Origin of the sequence: Nocardia sp. NPDC051900, assembly GCF_044452545.1 — a bacterium.
In the GTDB taxonomy this organism is placed as follows: Bacteria; Actinomycetota; Actinomycetes; order Mycobacteriales; family Mycobacteriaceae; genus Nocardia; species Nocardia sichangensis.
Genome location: NZ_JBITBU010000019.1, coordinates 124,585 through 144,228 on the forward strand (window position 1 = coordinate 124,585; position 19,644 = coordinate 144,228).

Here is a 19,644-nt window from a genome sequence, read left to right on the forward strand (position 1 = left end):
GCGACTGGGCTGGGCCGCATCGCGGTGGCCCTGCGTGGGTGTTCCGAGGCCAGGATATTCGGCGTCCGGACGACGACTACCGCTGCGACGAAACCGCTTGCTGCTCGGCCAGTTCGGCGAGCCGGTCGAGGGAGGCCGACAGCTTGTCCGCGGTGGTCGCGCGCGCCCGGACCTGACGCTTCTCGTCGGTGAGCGATGTCCAGTCGTAGGTGTGGGTGACCAGGGTGCGGCCCTCGCCCACCGGCTCCAGTTCCCAGCGCCAGAGGTGGCCGGGCGGCTGCTTGCCCGGTTCCGACGGATGCCACGCGATGCGGCTGCCCTCGGTGAACTCCACCACGTGGTTGTCGCGCACAGCCCCATTGGTCAGGGTGGTGCTGAACACCGCTCCGGCTTCTCGCACCCGCTGCCCCGCCGCGGCCTCGGCCAAGTTGTCGTTGCCGTCCCAGCGCGGCTGCTCGGCGGGATCGGCGATGAGCTCGAAGATCTCCGCGGGATTCGCGTTGATCTCACGGCTGGCGCTGACGATACGGGGAACCTCGTTCTGCTCGGTCACGTGCCGATCGAAGCATCCGGGTCGAGAGCCGGGCAAGCCTTCCGCTCGAGGTCGGTGCTAATTCCCCGGCGACGATCCGGCGACCGATCCGCCTCCCGGGCACGGCGGACCGGTGCGGTAAGACTGATTCGATCCGACATCCGATCGACGAAGGGACGCGCTCATGGGCGAGCGAGTTGCAGTAGTGTCCGGCGCCGCACGAGGGATCGGCGCGGCGATCGCCAAGCGCTTGGCCGCGGACGGTCTTCGGGTCGGCGTGCTCGACCTCGACGCGGCGGCCTGCGCCGACACGGTCGGCGCGATCACCGAGGCGGGCGGCCGAGCCGTCGCGCTCGGCGCCGACGTGTCGAACGAGGAGTCGGTGGCCGCCGCCGTCGCGCAGCTGGAGAACGAGCTGGGGGCGCCGACCGTCGTCGTGAACAACGCGGGCATCCTGCGCGACAACCTCCTGTTCAAGATGAGCGTCGACGACTGGGACGCGGTGCTGAACGTGCACCTGCGCGGCGCCTTCCTGCTCACCCGCGCGGTGCAGAAGCACATGGTCGAGCAGAAGTGGGGACGGGTCGTCAACATGTCCAGCACTTCGGCGCTCGGCAATCGCGGCCAGGTGAACTATTCGGCGGCGAAGGCCGGTTTGCAGGGCTTCACCAAGACCTTGGCGTTCGAGCTGGGCAAGTTCGGCGTCACGGCCAACGCCATCGCTCCCGGGTTCATCGTCACCGACATGACCGCCGCCACCGCCGCGCGCGTCGGCGTCTCCTTCGAGGACTTCCAGAAGGCGGCCGCCACGCAGATTCCCGTGCAGCGCGTCGGCACGCCCGAGGACATCGCGCACACCGCCTCGTTCCTGGTGAGCGAGGGCGCCGGTTTCGTTTCCGGCCAGGTGATCTACGTGGCGGGCGGCCCGACCAACTGACAACCCGCCCCCGCCCGCCGTGCCGGGGCGGGCGGGGGCGGTAACGTCGCAGCACATGAATCGGCGTGGGGCTCGTCGCGGCATGACGAGCTATGTTCTCTTGCTGCCGAGCCTGATCGGTGTCGGCGCGTTCCTGGTGCTGCCGATTCTGGTGGTGGCCTGGCTCAGTTTGCACAGCTGGAACCTGTTGGGACCGATGGAGTTCGTCGGACTGCGCAACTGGCGGTCGGTGCTCGGCGACGCCGCGTTCGGCCACGCCCTGCTGGTGACGCTGGCGTTGACCGCGATCGTGGTGCCCGCTCAGACGGTGCTGGGTTTCGCGGTCGCGGCATTGCTGGCCCGGCGGCGCGGCGCGACGAGTCTCCGGGTCATGTACGCGCTGCCGTGGATGTGCGCGCCGGTGGCGGTGGGTGTGGTGTGGCAGTGGATGTTCGCTCCCACCGGTGGCGCCGTCAACGCCGCACTCGGCCTGCGCGTCGAATGGCTCTCGGATCCGGCGCTGGCGCTGCCGTCGGTGGCCGCGGTGAGCGTGTGGGCGAACTTCGGTTACGTGGCGCTGTTCTTCGTGGCCGGAATCCGCGCGATCCCGGGCGAGATCCTCGACGCCGGTGCGCTGGACGGGGCCACCGGCTGGCGCCGGATCCGCTGGCTGATCCTGCCGCTGCTGCGGCCCACCATGTTCTTCGTACTGGTCACCGGCGTACTGACCGCCTTCCAGACCTTCGACACCGTGTACGCGTTGACCAAGGGCGGACCGGGCGACCGCACCGATGTGCTCGCGATGCGGATCTTCACCGAGGCATTCGACGCCGCACGGCCCGGCCGCGCCGCCGTCATGGCGCTCGTGGTGTTCGCGGTCATGTTCGCGATCACCGTGGCGCAGCACCGCTACTTCCGGGATCGGACCACTTATGAGCTCTGATCGCCTACGTTCGGCGGCCGCCTACGCGATCCTCTCGGCCGGAGCGTTGCTGACCGTGGCGCCCCTGCTGCTCAGCGCGCTCACCGCCGTGAAGACACCCGGCCAGTTCGCGACCGGGTCGCCGCTGGCCCTGCCGCATCCGGTCACCGCCGACAACTTCCGGACCGTACTGGACTACGGGTTCGGGCGTGCGGTGCTGGTGACCGCGTTGATGACGGTGTTCATCACCGGCGGCCAATTGATCACTTCGGTGCTGGCGGCATACGCGTTCGCCCGTACCGATTTCCCGGGACGCGATGCGCTCTTCTGGGTGTATCTGGGCACCATGATGGTGCCGCCGATGGTGACTCTCATCCCGTTGTACCTGATGTTCGCGCGCCTGGACCTGCTGAACACCTTCTGGGCGCTGGTGCTGCCGTTCGTGTTCGGATCGCCGTACGCGGTCTTCTTGCTGCGTCAGTACTTTCGGGCGATTCCGCAGGAGCTGATCGGCGCGGCGCGGCTCGACGGCGCGAACACCCTCGACATCATCGTGCACGTCATGGTGCCGATGAGCAGGCCGGTGCTGGCGACCTTGACGCTCGTCACGATCGTCTCGCAGTGGAACAACTTCATGTGGCCACTGGTCGCGAGCAGCGGCCGCTCGTGGCAGGTGCTGACGGTGGCGACGGCGAATCTGCAGACCCGCTACAACGCGCAGTGGACCCTGGTGATGGCGGCCACGACGCTGGCCATCGCGCCGCTGGTGGTGCTGTTCGTGATCTGCCAGCGGCAGGTGCTGCGCTCGATCGCGTGGACGGGGGTGAAATGAGGACATCGACCCGCGTGGTGCTCGCCCTCGCAATCGCCGCGGCACTGCTGGTCGCGGCGGCCCTGTGGCTCGGCCGTGACGGCGACGGGTCCGGCCGCACCGTGGTGGGGTTGCGGATCTGGGACGAGAGTCTGGTACCCGCCTACCAGGCCTCGCTCGCGGAGTTCGAGCGGGCGAATCCGGACCTCGCAGTACGGATCACGGTGGTGCCGTGGTCGTCGTATCGGCAGAAACTCCGCTTGGACGTGGCCGGTGGCACCGCCGACGATCTGTTCTGGACCAATCTGTACGAGGACTACGCCGATGCCGGGCGGTTGCTCGACATCGGGGCGACGCTCGGTCCCGAGGCCGCGAGTGCCTGGGACCCCTCGGCGGTCGCGCAGTACACGCGCGACGGGAAGCTTTGGGCTGTACCGCAATTCGTCGATGCCGGAACCGCGGTGTACTACAACCGCGACCTGCTCGCGGCCGCGCACATCGATCCCGCCGAGCTGACCGCGATGCGGTGGAGTCCCGGCGGCGACGACACCCTGCGCCCGCTGCTGCGCAGACTGGCGGCGGTCGCGCCGTGGGCGTACAACGCGGGTCACGACTTCCAGTCCATCGAACTGCCCTATCTGGGCTCGAACGGAGCGCGCTTCCAAGACGACCACGACAATTTCGTCTTCGACAGCCCGCAGGGCGTGGCGGCGTTCGACTATCTGGCGCGGTTGATCGCCGACGGACTCGCGCCATCGCCCGCGGACACCAACACCAATCCCGACTTCGCGAAGAACGCTTTCCTACAGGGCAAATTGGCGCTGCTGCAGTCCGGGACATTCAATCTCGCGCAAATCTCCGAACAGGCCCGCTTCGAGTGGGGCGTCGCGCTGCTGCCCGCGGGCCCGGCGGGACGGGTGAGCACGAACAACGCGATCGGCGTCGCGGGTAACGCGGCCACCCGGCATCCCGACGCGGTGCGCCGGGTGCTGGCCTGGCTCGGCAGCGGCGCGGGCAACCGCCACCTGGCCGAGGGCGGCGGCGCCATCCCGGCAGTCGTGTCCGAACAGCAGCGCTATCGCGACTACTGGGCAGGGAAGGGCGTGGAGGTCTCCCCCTTCTTCGACGTACTCCGGGGCCCGCGCATCTCCTCTGGTGGCGGACCGGGTTTCTCGGCCGCGCTCCGCGCCGTCGACCCGATTTTCGCCGAAATGTATCTCGGCCGGATACCGGTGCCAGAAGCGTTGTCGCGCGCCCAGGCCGCGGCCGAGGCCGCCGTCGCGCAGAACTGAGCGAGCGCCGGAGAGGATCCGGCCGCCCTAGGATGCGGTGCCGCGATTCGCGGTGCGCGTCAATCCTTTCCGGTCGTAGAACGCCGTCACTGCCGCACCGGAGCACAAGCCGATGACCAGGCCGAGTAGCGCCATCCAGACACCGCGTTCCAGGCCCGCCGCGGCTCTGGCCTCGAAGTACAGGATCGCGCGGATGCCGAGGAAGACTTGATGCATCGGCTCGAATGTGGACAGCCAGGCGAAGTACGTAGGCGTCGCCTCGATGGGCACGGTTCCGCCTGCCGAGGGCAACCCCAGCACGATGAACAGGATCAGGTTGACGAGCATGCCCGCGGCGCCGAAGGCGGCGAGTATCGACAGCGCGGTGACGCCCACGGCGAGGATGGCGAACGTGGAATAGAGGAACAGCAGCAAGGCTTTGTCGATGGGCATGTCCAAAGCCGTCCCGACGCCGAGGAACACACCGGACACGATCGGCGCGGCGACGGCGAGCACGCCCCATTTCAGCAGCAATGTGCGCAGCCGGGAGATCGGAGTGGGCGGATAGTGCACATACCACGGCCCGTACTCGGTCGGCGTGAATCCGAGCGAAGCGTCCACCATGGTGTGGATGATCATGGCGCCGGTGAATCCGGCCAGCAGGATCAGCAGCGTGTAGAAGAAGGCCGACAACCCGCCGCCGGTGCCTTCGGGCAGTGGACGATACGGCGCGATCACCACGTCGATCGGCTCGGCCAGCAGCAACTGGCTGGCTCCGGCCAACTGCGGCGCGGGTCCGCCGGAGGACCGCAGTTGTTCGTCCACCGCGGCGGTGAGCTGCTGTCCGACCGTGGTGTTGACCGCGCCCAGTGCCTGTTCGGCGATACGCAGCGTGATCTGTGTGGCGTAGGTGCCGGTGCGCGGATTGGTCTGCACGGTGATCACCGGCCGGTCGACCTTTCCGGATACCACACCGGAAGCGCCGAGGATCGCGAGCCGCTTGGTGAAATCACTCGGGATGACGATCGCGCCGTAGATCTTGCCGTCGCGCATCAGCAACTGCGCTTCGGTGATGCCGATGACGCGCAGGTCGACCTTGTCGGCCGGGATGTTCGCGGTGAGCGCCGCGGTGATCTGGTTGCCCACGTTGGCCGGTTTCCCGGCGAGTGTGTCGCCCGCATCCTGGTTCACGACGGCGAGCGGCAAGTCGTGCAGATTCTTTTCGGGGTTGACGACGTACCCGAGATACATCACCGATAGCAACGCCATGAGCAGCGTGACGACGACAAGGGGTCGGATCCAGGTACGGATCCGCGTGGGTTTCGCTGCCATGGAACCGGCTCCTCTCGCGGCGGACAAAAGACTGCTCGGCGGCGCGGACGTATTCGGCGAACTGCTGGTTATCTTCACCCGTGCGCGCGGACATCCCGAAATCGTGGTCCGGAGTTTCGCCGGGAAACCCTGCGCGTCGTCGATCGCGAGTGGCAGGCGCTCACGCGTCGATCGCCGCGGCCAAGCGGGGCAGTTGCCGCAGCGGATTGATCCGCTCGACCTCCATCCGCTGGTCCGCGTCGAAGATGTCGCTGAGTCCGGGGGCCGGATCGTGCGTGCCGGTCTGCGGCAGGGTGAGCGCGCTGAAGGGCCAGTCGGAACCGAAGACGACGTGCTCGCGCTTCCCGACGGCGAGCACACTCGCCATCGCCGCGGCCGATCCGCTGAGCGCGGTGTCGTAGTAGAAGTTCGCGATCTGGCGTTGCGTGTCGAGCACCGACGGCCTGGGCAGATCGTCGGGCCACAGTTCGCCGAGCACCGTTTGCGACGCGACGCTGACGCGGTGGGACAGGAACGGAAGTGTCCCGCCCGCGTGCGCGAGCTGGAAACGGATGTTCGAGTAGCGCTGCGTCGTGCCGGTGGCCATCATCAAGGTCGCCGCGCGCGTGGTGTCGAAGGTGAATTCTTCGAGGAAGTCCGGCAGCGGCAGCTTCGGTTTGGCCTCGGCGGGGATGGCGGCCGGATGCACGAAGACATAGGCGCTGCGTTGGTTCAGCGCGATCAGCAACGGCTCGAAACGCGGATCACCGAGGTAGACGCCGTCGTAGGCGGACAGCAGCACCACGCCGTCGAGGTGCAGTTCATCCAGCGCGTAGACGGCTTCCGCGACGGAGGCGGCGACGTCGGGCATCGGCAGCACCGCGAAGGCGCCGAATCGCTTCGGATGCGTTTGCAGCAGCCTTGCGGCATACGTGTTGCAGTAGCGGGCCAGGTCGTTCGCCTCCTTGCCACGCAGGAACGACACGCCGGGGTCGGACACCGACAGCGCCTGCGCCTGGATCCCGTAGTAGTCCATGAACGCCAGCGCCTGTTCCGGGGACCAATCCGGCGTCGGGTATCCGCCGATGGTGACGTGACCGTGGTCGAGCAGCGCCGCGCGGTAGTCCGGTGGCAGGAAGTGGGCGTGCAGGTCGATCCGGTAGGTACCCGACGGCGCAGGTTGCCCGGTGCGCGCCGGGTTCGCTCGAGCGATCGCCGCTGTCGCGGCCACGCCGAGCGTCCCGGCGACGACGCCGCCCAAGGCGCGGCGCCTGCTCGTCTTCCTGCGGAATCGGGAATCGGTCATGAGAGTCCTCACTCGTCCGGACGGGGAAACGGACCGGTCCGCCGGTGCTTCTCAGCACCACCGGACGGCATTCGATGAAATCATCAGCTACGATGAAATTGTCGTCAAGAGTAAATGACGAATTAGTCAGTATCGTGGAGAGAATCACCTGTCGACGCGCGCATGCGCGGAGACGAACCGCCTCGGAAGACCGCCCTCAGCGGAGATGATCGGCTTCGGAGCCGCTGAAGTAGATCGAATGGCGGAGGTCTCCGCGATCCGGTCGGAGCTCAGTTGTCGTACGACGCGACGCCGACCGGGCCGACGCCGAGGCACAGGTCTAGCCCCGGTGTCTCGGCGGAGATTCGCAGTGCCGAGCCGCTGCCGACGAGGCGGACGAACACGGTGTTCAGTCCCTTCCGGACCGGCGCCGACACCGCTTCACCGTGTTCCAGGGCGACGCTGATCCGGCCATCACGACTGGCCATGTAATTGATTTGCGCGGTCCACTTGTTCGCGAGCAGGGGGCCGTCGAGGCGCGGGAACACCGGCCTTGTTCCGTCGACGCGGTAGCCACAGCCGGGCTCCGGTCCGGGGAGGATGGCCCGGTTCCACCAGACCGCCGCGTCGACGATCGCACCGTTGTCGGTGATCATCCGCAAGTGCGGTGTCGCGACCGCGAACGTGCCGGGGGCGGCCACGGACGCCAGCACGCTGCTGGTCAGATTCTGCGGATAGGCCATCGGATTCAACACGTTCCACGGCACCTCCTGCTCGAGCAGGGGCGCGCCGTCCCACGCGCGCAGTGCCAATTTCACGTTGGTGACATACGTTTCGGACGGACCGACCCGCCACGATCGCACGAATGTCCAGGTGGACCAGAGACTGCTCGCGACGAACACCGCTGTCACCGCGACCGTCAGCTGCCGGACGGGAAGCCCGATGCGCCGCGGATTCCGGGACGGCCGGGGGCGAGCCCGCACCATGAGCGCGCCCGCGGCCGCCGCGATCACCGCCGAGTCGGCGAAGTAGCGCAGCGACTGCATCAACTCCCCCGCGGTGTTCGGTCCTCCACGAGCCAACGCGACGGCCAGCTGAGCGATCACGACGTAGACGGCGGCCGTCAGCCACACCGCCCCGATCCGCTGCCGGGTGCGCATCGACAGCGCCACCACCGCGCCCAGCGCCAGCCAGGCCGCTACCACCGCCCAGCCGGGGGGATCCGCCCACGGCGTCGACGGCAGCCACCGCTCCCACACCCACGGACCGCCGGACAGCGCGGGCACGATCCCCAGGGAGGCCGCGCCGGGCAGCAGGTCGCGCAACTCGTCCCAGTCGTCGGGCAGTCCCGGCCCTGCGACCACCGCGAGATAGGCGATGGTCCAGAAGCCCAGGACCGCGGACGATCCGATCCACAGCGCCGCGCCCCGCCGCGCCACCACACGAATCGGGGACTCGCCGCCGTCGACATGGCGGACCAGCGCAGTCACGGCGAACGCGACGAACGGCACGACCGCCGACTTCTCGAAGAACAGCAACGCCACCACGAGCACCGCGACGCCGGACAGCGCGTATCGGCGGCGACCGCTCCGCACCAGCGACACCGCGTCCCCGATCACCCAGGCGAGGGCGAATTGCAGCGGCAGTGCGTTGAGAGCGGCGGCCCACCATGCGAAAGCCGGGATCGTCAGGGGGCAGAACAGATAGAAGACCAGCGGAATCAGAAGCGGCCACCGGGGGCCCACGATGAGCAGCAGCATGCGCACCACGGCTACCGACGCACCCACTTGCATGAGCAGCAGCACCGTCACCGGTCCCGCCCAGACCAGCGGCGCGACCGCGTTCACCGCCCAGGCCGTGACGAAGGCCAACGGCATGAAGTGCCCGTCGTGGTCGTACAGCAGCAGATCGGTGGACCACAGCCCGTAGCGGGCCGCCCGGCCGACCAGGATGAAATCGTCCCAATAGAAGAAGCCGCTGTCGGCCACCCACCAGCGGACGGCCAGCTGCACCGCGACCAGGCATCCGGCCACGACGACCACCGGTTGTGCCTTCGCGATCCTCCGGACGCGGCCCAGCGCCGACACCGGAGGAACGCGCGCCGACTCCGGCACGGCGAGCGCAGCAGTGTCCATGCCAACCCACCGTAGCGGCGGTCGCGCCGTGGATCGCGCCTCGACGGCTATGCAGCGTTCACGCGCCCTCCCGCCAGCAGGGCCGATCGCCCGACGGCGCGGTCTCCGCGACGTCCAGTTCCGCGTCGTCCCGCAAGGGCCTCGATCAGCGCGACACTGCCCGCGATGCCGGTCCCCACTGCCCTACCTGGCCGAACGGCCCCCGGAACGATAGATAGTCCGGCGCGGGAATGCGCAGACGCGGCGCATCGATCTCCTCCGGCGGGAAGGCCGGTGCGACGGGGGCGCGGACACGAGTTCCGCGGACTCGTCCACGCTGAGGACCGAGGAACCGCCGTAGATGTCGCCGAAGCCGTCCCAGCGCCCGAAATAGCACTCCTCCGCGGTAGCGACGGCCGTTCGCGTGGTGTCTCGCCTCCGGCGTCAGTGCCCGACCACTCCGCTCACTTCGTTCGGTGTGTTCGGCAGCGTGACGCTCGCCGTCTTCGCTCCGGTGCCCAGGTCGACGCGGTGGACTTGCTTCGCGGCCGGGTCCGAGACGTAGGCGATGTCGCCGCGGACGAACAGCGCGGGTCGCGGCTTCTGCCACTCCAGCGGCTCTTGCCAGGAGCCGGTCACGGGAATCGTGCGCACGACGGCGCCCGCGACGGGATCGATCACGTGAATGCGTCCGTCGGTGCCGAGGACCAGGGCTTCGCCGTGCGGGCCACGGGCCAGCGAGCGGAAGGTGTAGCTGGTACCCAGGTCGACCAGGCGCAACGTGCCGGTGACCGTGTCGATCAGCGAAACGCGCTGAGGGCGTTCGAGTTCGGCGACTCTGTCCTGCTTGTAGTCACCGAGGACGACGGGCGAGGTCTCGCTGCCCGCCTGGTTGCCGATCCGGCCGTACTCGGTCGGGCTGGTGACCTTGGTGATCGCGCCGTTGCGGTAGACGAGCACGCCGTTCTCGCAGCCGATCACCACGGCCTCGCCCGCGGCGGTCGCCTCACCGTGTACGCCGGGGCAGTCCTCGTTGCGCGCCTTCTCGGTGCGGTTCTCGTCGAGTACCACGATGCCGGTCCGTTTCTCCTCGGTGCCGAGGGTGAGGACGAGTTCACCGTCGGCGAGTTCGATCGCGACGCCGTGATGCGGGGCGGCCGCACGGTAGGTGGTGGTCTTCGGCGCGCCTTCGGCGAGATCGGCCGGGTCGAACGCGACGACTTCACCGGTGCCGTCGCTGAACAACACGGTCCGCCCGGCATGCCGGACCACGTGCCCGGGATGGGGGCCGGGGAACTCGATGCCGGTGAATTCGCCTGCGACGGCGTCGAAGACGCGGAAGCCTTCTTTCGTCGAGACGATCAGGTGGCGGTCGTCGCCCGCCGGGTTGAGCCGGTTGAAGCCGTCGACTTCGACCGTATCCGCGAGTTCGAGAGTGGCGCCGTCCAGTACGTGGATCCCGCCGTCGTAGGTGATCGCGACGGGTTCGGCGATCCGCGGGGTGTCATGTTCGGAAGCGGTGTCGGCGCCGCAACCGGCGAGCACTGCGGTCAGCAAGCCGATCAGGGCCGACGATTTCGTGGTTCGTGACCGAACGGGCATGAGTTACTCCGTCTTCATCTGGTGTTCGGGTGCTGGGCAGCGGCCAGGCCGCGCACGATCGATTCGGTGTTGGCCCGCATCATTTCCAGGTAGGTGCCGGCGCCGCCGCCGGGTTCGGTGAGCGACTCCGAATACAGCGAGATCACCTGCACGTGCACACCGGCCTGCTCGGCGAGCACACGGGCCAGGCGGTCCGGCTGCGAGGAGTCGGCGAAGATCGCGCCCACCCCGGCGGCCCGGATTGCTCCGGCGAGGGCGGAGAGATCCGACGGGCTCGGTGCGGCGAGCGTGGTCCCGCCCGGTATCACGGCGCCGACCACCTCGAAGCCGAATCGCTGTGCCAGGTAACCGAAGACGTGGTGGTTGGTGACCAGCTTCCGCCGCTCGGCGGGGATGGTCGCGAACTGCTCGGTCATCCAGCGGTCGAGCCGGTCGAGTTCGGCGAGGTAGCGGTCGGCTCCGGCGCGCACGGTCGCGGCGTCGTCGCCGTCGACCTGCTCGATGATCCGGTCCCGGATGACTTCCACCGCCTTGCGCACCCGGCGCGGATCGGTCCAGAAGTGGGGATCCGGCCTGCCGTCCGCGTCGTCCGTGGAGTAGTCGATCGGATCGATCGCCGCGCCGACGGATACCCCTGCCACTCCGGATCTCTCGGCCGCCTCGATGTTGCGCAGCACACTCTCCTCGAGGCCGAGACCGTTGTAGACGATCAGGCTCGCGCGTTCGAGCCGGGCCGCTTGCTGGGCGGAGAGGGCGAAGAAGTGCGGGTCCGCGTTCGCCGGCATGAGCACGGTGACCTCGACCGCGTCCCCCGCGATGGCGCGGGTGAGATCGCCGAGGATGTTGGTGGTGACGACGACTCCGTCGCGATCGGCGTCGGCATTCGAGCATGCGGTGAGCGCGAGCAGGGCGACGGCGAACAGCGCGCACCAGTGAGCCGCACGTCTCATCGGCCGGTCTCCACCATCGACGTGGGCACGATGTCGAGGCCGAAGGTTCGTGCGGCACGCAGGTTGTCGGCGTAGTCGATCTCGTGGATCGCTCGCGCCGCGGGATCGTTGAGGTAGGCGCGGTGCTCGTCGACGAGGATCAGCGGCGCGGGTGCGCCGTCGAGTACCGGCGCGGTGAACGGTCGCGCCGCGGCGGTCTCCCGTCCGGAAACGGCGTCGTAACTGTGCAGCAGGCCGTCCGCGGTGAGGACCAGCAGTGGCGCGCCCTCGCCCGCGGTATTCGCCGCGACCACCGGACCGGTGTCCACCGCGGTCCAGGACTTGCGCCGGACGTCGAGCACCCACACCCCGCGCAGGCCCGCCTTCGCCACCAGCGTCGCGCTGCCCGCGCGGTGGAAGAACGCGGTCGCGCGGTCGTCGTCGGAGATGCCGTGCGGATAGGGAATCTTCTCGCCGCTGAACACCGCGTTCCGGGCCGTCACCACCAACGCGCCGTCGGCGCAACCGAAGACGACACCACGCCTGGTCACCGCCGAGCCATGCGGTCGCGGACACTCTTGGGCGAGGACCGAGGCGGACGCTCCGTCTCGGGCACGAACCTCGATCCGGTCCCGGGCGGGCACGGCCACCAGCAGGTGCTCGGCGTATGGCACGGCGGCTCCGTCGGCGATCACGCCGCGCTCGTGTCGCGACCCCGCGCCCAGCGCGGACCGATCCAGCAGCGCTGTGCCACCCGCGTCGGAAACCAGTGCGGTCACCGCACTGTCGGCATACGCGGCCGACACCGGGCCACCGGCGAGGGCGCCCAGATCGCGGACGGGTGCCCGGTAGTAGTGCACGTGATCGCCGTGATCGACCGTCCATGCGCCCGCGTCCACGATCCGCACCCCGTCGCGGGCGGACAAGAAGGCGTAGCGCCCGTCGGCGGTCACGCGGCCGACGCCTTCAGCTCGGCCGAGATCGATGACGTCCGCGGTGACGAGGTCGACCACCCGCACCGCGCCGGTCCCGCTGTCGACCACGACCAGACGCGGCTGCGCCTCGTCGGCCTCCTGCGCGCCCGCCACATAACCGTGCGGCGGCGTCTCCGGAGGTCCGGTGGAATCGCCTGTCCCGCAACCGATCAAGGGCGTCATCATGGCGAGTACCAGGAGCACGGCCAGTGGTTTCGGCGTCCCGCGCGAGGACCGGATCCGATCACGCACCCAGGACGACAGCGCCGAGACGAAGAACAGCGCGACGGCCGTCGCCGCGATGGTCGCCCCGGCGGCGGTGTGCGCGTGCCACGAGATCAGCAGCCCGGCGAAGGTGGCCACCGCCCCGAGCGCGGCGGCGGCGAGCATGATCGCCGGGATGCGATGCACCCAGTAGACGGCCGCCGCGGGCGGCGCGATGAGCAGACCGAAGACCAACAATGTGCCGACGATATGGAACGACGCGACTATCGCCAGGGTCAGCAGAGCGATCAGCGCCACGTTCGCCAGGCGAGGCCGTAATCCGAGGGTGTGCGCCTTGCGCGGGTCGAAGGTCAGCGCGACGAATGCCCGGTAGCCCAGCACCGAGATCACCGCCGCGAGAACCGTGGCCGCGACCAGGTACCACAGGTCACGTTCTCCGACGGCGAGTACGTCACCGAAGAGGAAGCCGGTCAGGTCGACCGCGAACGAGGGCGAACGCGACACGATGATCACGCCCGCCGACAGCATCCCGACGAACAGCAGCCCGATGCCGGTGTCGGCGGCGAATCGCGTCCCACGGCCGAGCACCGAGACGCCGACGGCCATCGCCGCGGCGCTGAATGCCGCGCCCAGCAACAGGTTTCCGCCGAGCAGCGCGGCGATCGCGACGCCCGGCAGCATGCCGTGCGCCATCGCGTCGCTGAGAAAAGCCATGCCGCGCAACACCACCCACGTCCCCGCCAGAGCGCACAGACACGACACGAGCAGTCCGCCCCACAACGCCCGCTGCACGAACGAAACCTCGAACGGGGCCAACCACTCCATGACGCAGCACTCTACAATGATAACGGTTTTCATTTCAATGAGTGGATGGGAGTTCCATGCCGCCAGCTGTCGATATCGCCGAGGTGACGGCCGGGTACCGGGGACATCCGGTCCTGCGCGAGTTCACCGCCACCATCCCGGGCGGCCGGGTGACCGCACTCGTCGGAGCCAACGGGTCGGGCAAATCCACCCTGCTCGGCGTCCTGGCGGGCGTCATCACACCCACCGCGGGAACCGTGCGCCGACGACATCTGCGGCGACCGGCGTTCGTCGTGCAGCACAGCGGCGTTCCGGCAACCTTGCCGATCACCGTCCGCGAAACGGTCACCATGGGGCGTTGGGCGCACCGCGGCGCATGGCGGCGCCTCACCCGGGCGGATCGGGCCATCGTGCGCGCGTGCCTCGACCGGATGGCCATCGCCGACCTGGCCGATCGCCGACTCGACAGTCTCTCCGGAGGCCAGCGCCAACGGGCGATGCTCGCACAGGCACTCGCCCAGGAGTCGGATCTGCTGCTGCTCGACGAACCGACCACCGGTCTGGACTCGGCGGCGCGGCGGGAGATCTCCGACGCCATCCGCCACGTCGGAGCGCAGGGCGTGACGGTCGTGCACGCCACGCACCGGCACGAGGATGCCCTGCGCGCCGACCACTGCCTGCTACTACAGGACGGCCGGGTCACCGGCAACGGCGATCCGCGCACCGTCCTGCGCGGACCCACCACCGAACCGGAAGCGGCCGCCGTCGACTAGCGCGACACTCCGGGCATGCCGGCGAAAAGGATCTGAAAGACTTTGGGAGCGTTGAGTACGACCGCCATGGACGGCGTGAAGGGCGCGCCTTCGTTGGTGTCGGTGACCACGTAGTCGGCGTGGCTATCCGGCACCCGGTCGAGGATCCCGGCACAGCGCGGCCCGCCGGTCGCGTTCACCTTCGGCAGGTCGCCGGGATATTTGTAGGGCTGCGCGCCGTACATGAAGCTGGCATTGAAGATGGCTCCGGGTTTGTATCCGCCGATGATGGCCTCCGCCGCGGGAAGGGCTTTCGCGATGCCGACGACTACGCAATACAGCACGGGCGAGTAGATCTCGAGCAGTGAGCTGGTTGGCCGCAGGGTCGCGAGCACAGCGGCGAGTCCTTGCTCGTTCTCGGTCAGCGCCGTCCGGGTGGTGTCGGCCAACCCGACGAGGTTGAGCAGCACGGCGTCCAGGTCTTCCGCACCCTGGGCGAGCGTGCCGCTGATCGTGGTGGCGTCGGCGGCCGTGCGCAACAGGTCGGGGGCGGTATCGGCGTAGAGCCCGGTGACCTGGCCCGCAGCGGACAGGTCCCGCCGCAGCGCGGGCAGGCTCGGGTTGATCTGCCGCAGGTAGTCGTCCGAACGAGCGAGCAGATCGCCCAGCCGGTCGCCACGCCCCTGCAACGCCGTGTCCAAGGCGGCGAGGGTGGCGTTCAGTTCGCCCGGTTCGACTTTCGCCAGCACATCGCTCAGACGCTGGAACAGCGTGTTGTATTCGACGGTGACGGATTCGGCGCGGATCGTCGAGCCGGGGCGCAGCGGTGTCGGCGAAGGAGCGCTCGGCACCACGAAATTCACGTACTTGGCCCCGAATACGGTGGTCGAGCGGATGTCCACCGTCGCGTTGGCGGGCACCAGCCGCAGCAGTTCGGGATCCAACTCGAGGCGCAGACGCGCCCGGTCGCCGCGGAACTCGACGGCGCTCACCTTGCCGAGTTCCACGCCGCGCATCCGCACCTCGGCATCGCTGTCGAGCACCAGACCGGAGCGGGGCGTCTCGACGGTGACGGCCACCGTCGAGCGGAAACGTCCGGTGTACATCGACGCGGCGACCGCGACCACCGCGACGATGAGCAGGAGTAACGCCGCTCCGGCGACTTTCAACCGCAGTAACCGCCACGTCACCAGCACGGTTTGGCTGCCGAAACTCATTCGAAACCACCGATCACTTCTCGTCACGGGCTGTGCGCGGACGACGGCACACCCGCGGCCCTGGCATCCGACTACGGTCGCGGTCCGCGCCTTGCCGGACGCTCGCTAACCGTAGTACTGTCCAGACACGTGTCCATCATAAAACTTGGACACTTATCTGGGGAAGGATTTCCAATGACTCTGGTGAAACCACGTCGGGTATCCGGAGGCGACCACGAGCACGGTCATCTGGAGGAGTTCCGCGTCGACCCGATCGGGCTGATGCGCCGGGTCCGCGCGGAATGCGGCGACGTCGGCTCGTTCGACCTGGCCGGGCGCCAGGTCATCCTGCTGTCGGGCGCGGAGGCCAACGAGTTCTTCTTCCGCTCCGGCGACGACGACCTCGACCAGGCCGCCGCCTACCCCTTCATGAAGCCGATCTTCGGCGAGGGCGTCGTCTTCGACGCCAGCCCGGAACGCCGCAAGGAGATGCTGCACAACCAGGCGCTGCGCGCCGAACACATGCGCGGGCACGCCGCCACCATCGCCCGTGAGGTGGAGCGGATGCTGGCGCGCTGGGGTGACGAGGGCGAGATCGACCTGCTCGACTTCTTCGCCGAGCTGACCATCTACACCTCCTCGGCCTGCCTGATCGGCCTGAAGTTCCGCAACGACCTCGACGACCGCTTCGCGCACCTCTACCACGACCTGGAACGCGGCACCGACGCGCTGGCCTACGTCGACCCCTACGCCCCGATCGAGAGTTTCCGCCGCCGCGATCAGGCGCGGGCCGAGCTGGTCGAACTGGTCCAGGGGATCATGGACCGCAGGGCCGCCGACCCGCCGACCGGCAAGGACGACCGGGACATGCTCGACGTGCTCATCTCGATCCCGGGCGACAACGGCGAACCGCGCTTCAGCGCCAGCGAGATCACCGGCATCTTCATCTCCATGATGTTCGCGGGCCATCACACCACCTCCGGCACGGCGGCTTGGACGATCATCGAACTGCTGCGCCACCCCGAGGTGCTCGACCGGGTCGTCACCGAACTCGACGAGCTCTACGCCGACGGCTCGGACATCAGTTTCGGCGCGCTGCGCCAGATCCCGATGCTGGAATCCGTGCTCAAGGAGACGCTGCGCCTGCATCCACCGCTGATCATCCTGATGCGGGTGGCCCGCGGCGAATTCGACGTCTGCGGTCATCGGATCGAGCCCGGCGATCACGTCGCCGCCACTCCCGCGATCTCGAACCGGATCCCGGAGGACTTCCCGGACCCGGACGCTTTCGATCCCGGACGTTATATCGATCCCAACCAAGCCGACCTCGTCAATCGCTGGACCTGGATTCCGTTCGGCGCGGGCCGCCACCGCTGTGTCGGCGCGGCGTTCGCGTTGATGCAACTGAAGGCGATCTTCTCGCTGCTGTTGCGGGACTGGGAGTTCGAGATGGTCCAGCCGTCGGACAGCTACCGCAACGACCACTCCAAGATGGTCGTGCAGCTCGCGCAGCCCTGCACCGTCCGTTACCGCAGGCGCCGCAAGGACGACGACAGCTGACGACATGGACGGGCACGCGAGAGCTCCCCGTCGCGTGACGGGGAGCCCGCGTCCGGCAGCTACTCGTAGCGCACCCGCCAGCTCTTGATGCCGTTGATCCACCCGGACCGCAGCCGCACCGGATCGGACACCTGCCGCAGGCCGGGCATCGCGTCGGCGACGGCGTTGAACATCAGATCGATCTCCAGCCGGGCCAGGTTCGCGCCGACGCAGTAGTGCGTGCCGGTGCCGCCGAAACCCACGTGCGGATTCGGATTGCGCAGGACATCGAACGTGAACGGATTCTCGAAGCCCTCCTCGTCGAAATTCGCCGAGCTGTAGAACAATCCGAGCCGCTGACCCTGCCGGATCCGCTGCCCGCCGAGTTCCAGGTCCTCCGTCGCGGTGCGCTGGAAGGCGGTCACCGGAGTGGCCCATCGCACGATCTCGTCGGGCGCGGTACGTGGACGCTGCTGCCGGTAGGTCTCCCACTGTTCCGGGTGATCGACGAACGCCTTCATCCCGTGCGTGATGGCATTGCGGGTGGTCTCGTTGCCTGCCACGGCGAGCAGGATGACGAAGAAACCGAACTCGTCGGAGCCGAGCGCCTCGCCGTCGACGTCGGCGTGCACCAGCTCGCTCACGATGTCGCCCACCGGGCAGGCACGGCGCTGCTCGGCCATATTCCAGGCGTAACCGAGGATTTCGGCCGAGGCCATCGCGGGATCGCCGTACTCGGGATCGTCGTAGTTGAGCATCTGGTTCGACCAGTCGAAGATCTTCTTCCGATCCTCCTGCGGCACGCCGATCAGCTCGGCGATGGCCTGCAACGGCAGTTCACAGGCGACCTGCTCGACGAAGTCGCCGCCGCCGGCCTTCCTGGCCTCGTGCACGATCCGCTCGGCGCGCTCGGTGAGCGCGGCGCGCAGGTTCTCCACCGCCCGCGGCGTGAAGCCCTTGGATATGATCCGCCGGATCTTTGAGTGCTTGGGCGGGTCCATGTTCACCAGCAGAGCGCCGGTGAGCGCCATCTGTTCCGGCGTGATGTCGCCGGGCAGGCGGATGATGGCCCCTTTCCGCTCCGAGGAGAACAGCTCCGGGTGCTTGGAGATCTCCTTGATGTCGGCGAGCTTGCTGACCACCCAGTAGCCGCCGTCGTGGAAGCCACCGGACGTCTCGTCGGATTGCGCGTTCCACCACACCGGGGCGGTCCGGCGCAGCTGAGCGAATTCCGCTACCGGACTTCGGTTCTCCCACAGCGCCGGGTCGGTGAAATCGAATCCGACCGGAAATGCCGGAGCTGCCATTGCTACCTCCTAGATGAAACGTGCGAGCCGGTCAGCGCGGCGAAGTGCGCCGCGCGGCGTCGGGATCGGCCTCGGCGGCCGACGCGCAGGCCGCGTCACCGTCGCGCAGCCATGCGGCGGCGCGACCAGCGACCAGCGGCAATTCGAGATACGTGCGCACACCCGGCTCGGCGGCGACGACGTAGGGGATCGAGTTCACGCAGTGCATGGCCGTGGCGACGATGCCGGGGTTGCGCACCAGACCCGCGGCGGCGCTGTGCGCGTGCATACCGGTGAAGGTCACCGTCGCGCCGGGATCGCCGACGATCTCGACCTCGTATCGCTCTCCCATGGGTCCGAAGGTCCAGCGCGGGTCGAGGTTCTCGGTGCCCATGAACCAGTTCACCGCGGCCGTGATCACCGGAGTACCGCGAACGGTCCCTTCCCAGCGGAAGCGCTGCGCGGCGACGCGCCCGGGCGCGATCGGGCCGATGGGCGAATCGATCGGCGCGGTGGCCACCGCCATGTCGTGCGTCATCCGCAACCGCTCGTCGAGCGCGATGCCCAGCGCTTCGGCGATCATCCACACCGACTGGCTGTAGCCGCCCGCGAGCACGTTCGCCATGACGCTGGTCGCGGCCTGCTCCGGCGTGGCGCCGAACAGCATCCAGTCCCGGACCACTTCGGGCGCGCCATAGGTGCGAATGTCGGAGAACTCTTCGGCGCGCACCGCGGTGATCGCCCCCGAGAGCGCCGACACCACCAGCGGGATCTTCTCGGTGATGCCGCCGGGATGTATTCCGGTCCCGTGCAGCGTGACTCCGGCGGCTCGGCACAGCTCGTCGTACCGTTCCCGCTCCGCGCGGCGCGGATGGAACCAGCCCAGCGGTGTGACGACGTTCTTGCCGGACCGCAGGATCGCGCGCACCGTCGCGGCGTCGGCCATGAACGGGCTGTAGAGCACGCAGTCGGCCTGCGTGGCGAGCAAGCGGTCGGCATCGCTGGTCGCGCGCACCCCGACCGGCGGGCGGCCGACCAGCTCGCCCAGGTCCATGCCGTCCTTGTCCGCGCTGTGCACCCAGGCTCCGGGCCAGTTCCAGCTCGGGATGGTCGAGAATGCCCTCGATGGCGGCCCGCCCGACCCCGCCGGTCGCCCATTGGATCACCCGGATCAT

The 19,644-nt window shown here is 68.6% G+C and carries 15 protein-coding genes and 1 pseudogene; 6 read left to right on the forward strand and 10 right to left on the reverse strand.

Annotation, left to right across the window (positions count from 1 at the left end):
• Positions 1-76: 76 nt before the first annotated feature.
• Positions 77-553, reverse strand: coding sequence for an SRPBCC family protein (locus ACIA5H_RS28710; protein ID WP_355080128.1), 477 nt, complete (start codon positions 551-553; stop codon positions 77-79).
• Between the two features lie 163 nt (positions 554-716).
• On the opposite strand from ACIA5H_RS28710, the gene fabG reads away from it, so the two are divergent.
• The 4 genes from fabG to ACIA5H_RS28730 are packed head-to-tail and all read left to right on the forward strand — an operon-like array spanning position 717 to position 4,473.
• The gene (fabG, locus tag ACIA5H_RS28715; protein WP_355080129.1) at positions 717-1,469 is read left to right on the forward strand and encodes a 3-oxoacyl-ACP reductase FabG; all 753 of its coding nucleotides are present in this window, start codon (positions 717-719) and stop codon (positions 1,467-1,469) included.
• Positions 1,470-1,524: 55 nt separating this feature from the next.
• Positions 1,525-2,391 carry a carbohydrate ABC transporter permease gene (locus tag ACIA5H_RS28720; protein WP_397078595.1) on the forward strand — a complete coding sequence of 289 codons (867 nt, stop codon included), beginning with the start codon at positions 1,525-1,527 and terminating at the stop codon, positions 2,389-2,391.
• Positions 2,381-3,202 (forward strand): carbohydrate ABC transporter permease, encoded by an 822-nt coding sequence (locus ACIA5H_RS28725; RefSeq protein WP_397078597.1) that lies wholly within the window; start codon positions 2,381-2,383, stop codon positions 3,200-3,202. The genes ACIA5H_RS28720 and ACIA5H_RS28725 overlap by 11 nt, the downstream gene beginning before the upstream one ends.
• Complete coding sequence (locus ACIA5H_RS28730) at positions 3,199-4,473, forward strand: ABC transporter substrate-binding protein (RefSeq protein ID WP_397078599.1); 1,275 nt, start codon at positions 3,199-3,201, stop codon at positions 4,471-4,473. Before ACIA5H_RS28725 ends, ACIA5H_RS28730 begins: the two co-directional genes overlap by 4 nt.
• Positions 4,474-4,500: 27 nt before the next feature.
• On the opposite strand, the gene ACIA5H_RS28735 is transcribed toward ACIA5H_RS28730, so the two are convergent.
• From ACIA5H_RS28735 to aztB, 6 genes are all read right to left on the reverse strand, one after another.
• Entirely contained in the window at positions 4,501-5,784 is a 1,284-nt protein-coding gene (locus ACIA5H_RS28735; protein WP_397078601.1) for a YhgE/Pip domain-containing protein, read from the reverse strand.
• 160 nt (positions 5,785-5,944) lie between these two features.
• On the reverse strand, positions 5,945-7,069 hold the full coding sequence (locus ACIA5H_RS28740; RefSeq protein ID WP_397078603.1) for an amidohydrolase family protein: 1,125 nt from the start codon (positions 7,067-7,069) through the stop codon (positions 5,945-5,947).
• Between the two features lie 269 nt (positions 7,070-7,338).
• A complete protein-coding gene (locus tag ACIA5H_RS28745; protein ID WP_397078605.1) occupies positions 7,339-9,183 on the reverse strand; it encodes a hypothetical protein in 1,845 nt (614 codons plus the stop codon).
• 423 nt (positions 9,184-9,606) lie between these two features.
• The gene (gene aztD / locus ACIA5H_RS28750; protein ID WP_397078607.1) at positions 9,607-10,764 is read right to left on the reverse strand and encodes a zinc metallochaperone AztD; all 1,158 of its coding nucleotides are present in this window, start codon (positions 10,762-10,764) and stop codon (positions 9,607-9,609) included.
• A 14-nt stretch (positions 10,765-10,778) separates the two neighbouring features.
• Positions 10,779-11,714 carry a zinc ABC transporter substrate-binding protein AztC gene (gene aztC, locus ACIA5H_RS28755; protein WP_397078609.1) on the reverse strand — a complete coding sequence of 312 codons (936 nt, stop codon included), beginning with the start codon at positions 11,712-11,714 and terminating at the stop codon, positions 10,779-10,781.
• Entirely contained in the window at positions 11,711-13,717 is a 2,007-nt protein-coding gene (gene aztB, locus ACIA5H_RS28760) for a zinc ABC transporter permease AztB (RefSeq protein ID WP_397078611.1), read from the reverse strand. Before aztB ends, aztC begins: the two co-directional genes overlap by 4 nt.
• 56 nt (positions 13,718-13,773) lie before the next feature.
• Between aztB and aztA the strand changes: the two genes are divergently transcribed.
• On the forward strand, positions 13,774-14,469 hold the full coding sequence (gene aztA / locus ACIA5H_RS28765; RefSeq protein ID WP_397078613.1) for a zinc ABC transporter ATP-binding protein AztA: 696 nt from the start codon (positions 13,774-13,776) through the stop codon (positions 14,467-14,469).
• Here the strand turns inward: aztA and ACIA5H_RS28770 are convergent.
• The gene (locus tag ACIA5H_RS28770; RefSeq protein ID WP_397078615.1) at positions 14,466-15,665 is read right to left on the reverse strand and encodes an MCE family protein; all 1,200 of its coding nucleotides are present in this window, start codon (positions 15,663-15,665) and stop codon (positions 14,466-14,468) included. The genes aztA and ACIA5H_RS28770 overlap by 4 nt on opposite strands.
• A 174-nt stretch (positions 15,666-15,839) precedes the next feature.
• On the opposite strand from ACIA5H_RS28770, the gene ACIA5H_RS28775 reads away from it, so the two are divergent.
• On the forward strand, positions 15,840-17,204 hold the full coding sequence (locus ACIA5H_RS28775; protein WP_397078617.1) for a cytochrome P450: 1,365 nt from the start codon (positions 15,840-15,842) through the stop codon (positions 17,202-17,204).
• Between the two features lie 59 nt (positions 17,205-17,263).
• On the opposite strand, the gene ACIA5H_RS28780 is transcribed toward ACIA5H_RS28775, so the two are convergent.
• Both ACIA5H_RS28780 and ACIA5H_RS28785 read right to left on the reverse strand, forming a co-directional pair.
• Positions 17,264-18,490, reverse strand: coding sequence for a cytochrome P450 (locus ACIA5H_RS28780; RefSeq protein ID WP_397078619.1), 1,227 nt, complete (start codon positions 18,488-18,490; stop codon positions 17,264-17,266).
• A 31-nt stretch (positions 18,491-18,521) separates the two neighbouring features.
• Positions 18,522-19,644 (reverse strand): annotated as a pseudogene (locus tag ACIA5H_RS28785) (dihydrodipicolinate reductase).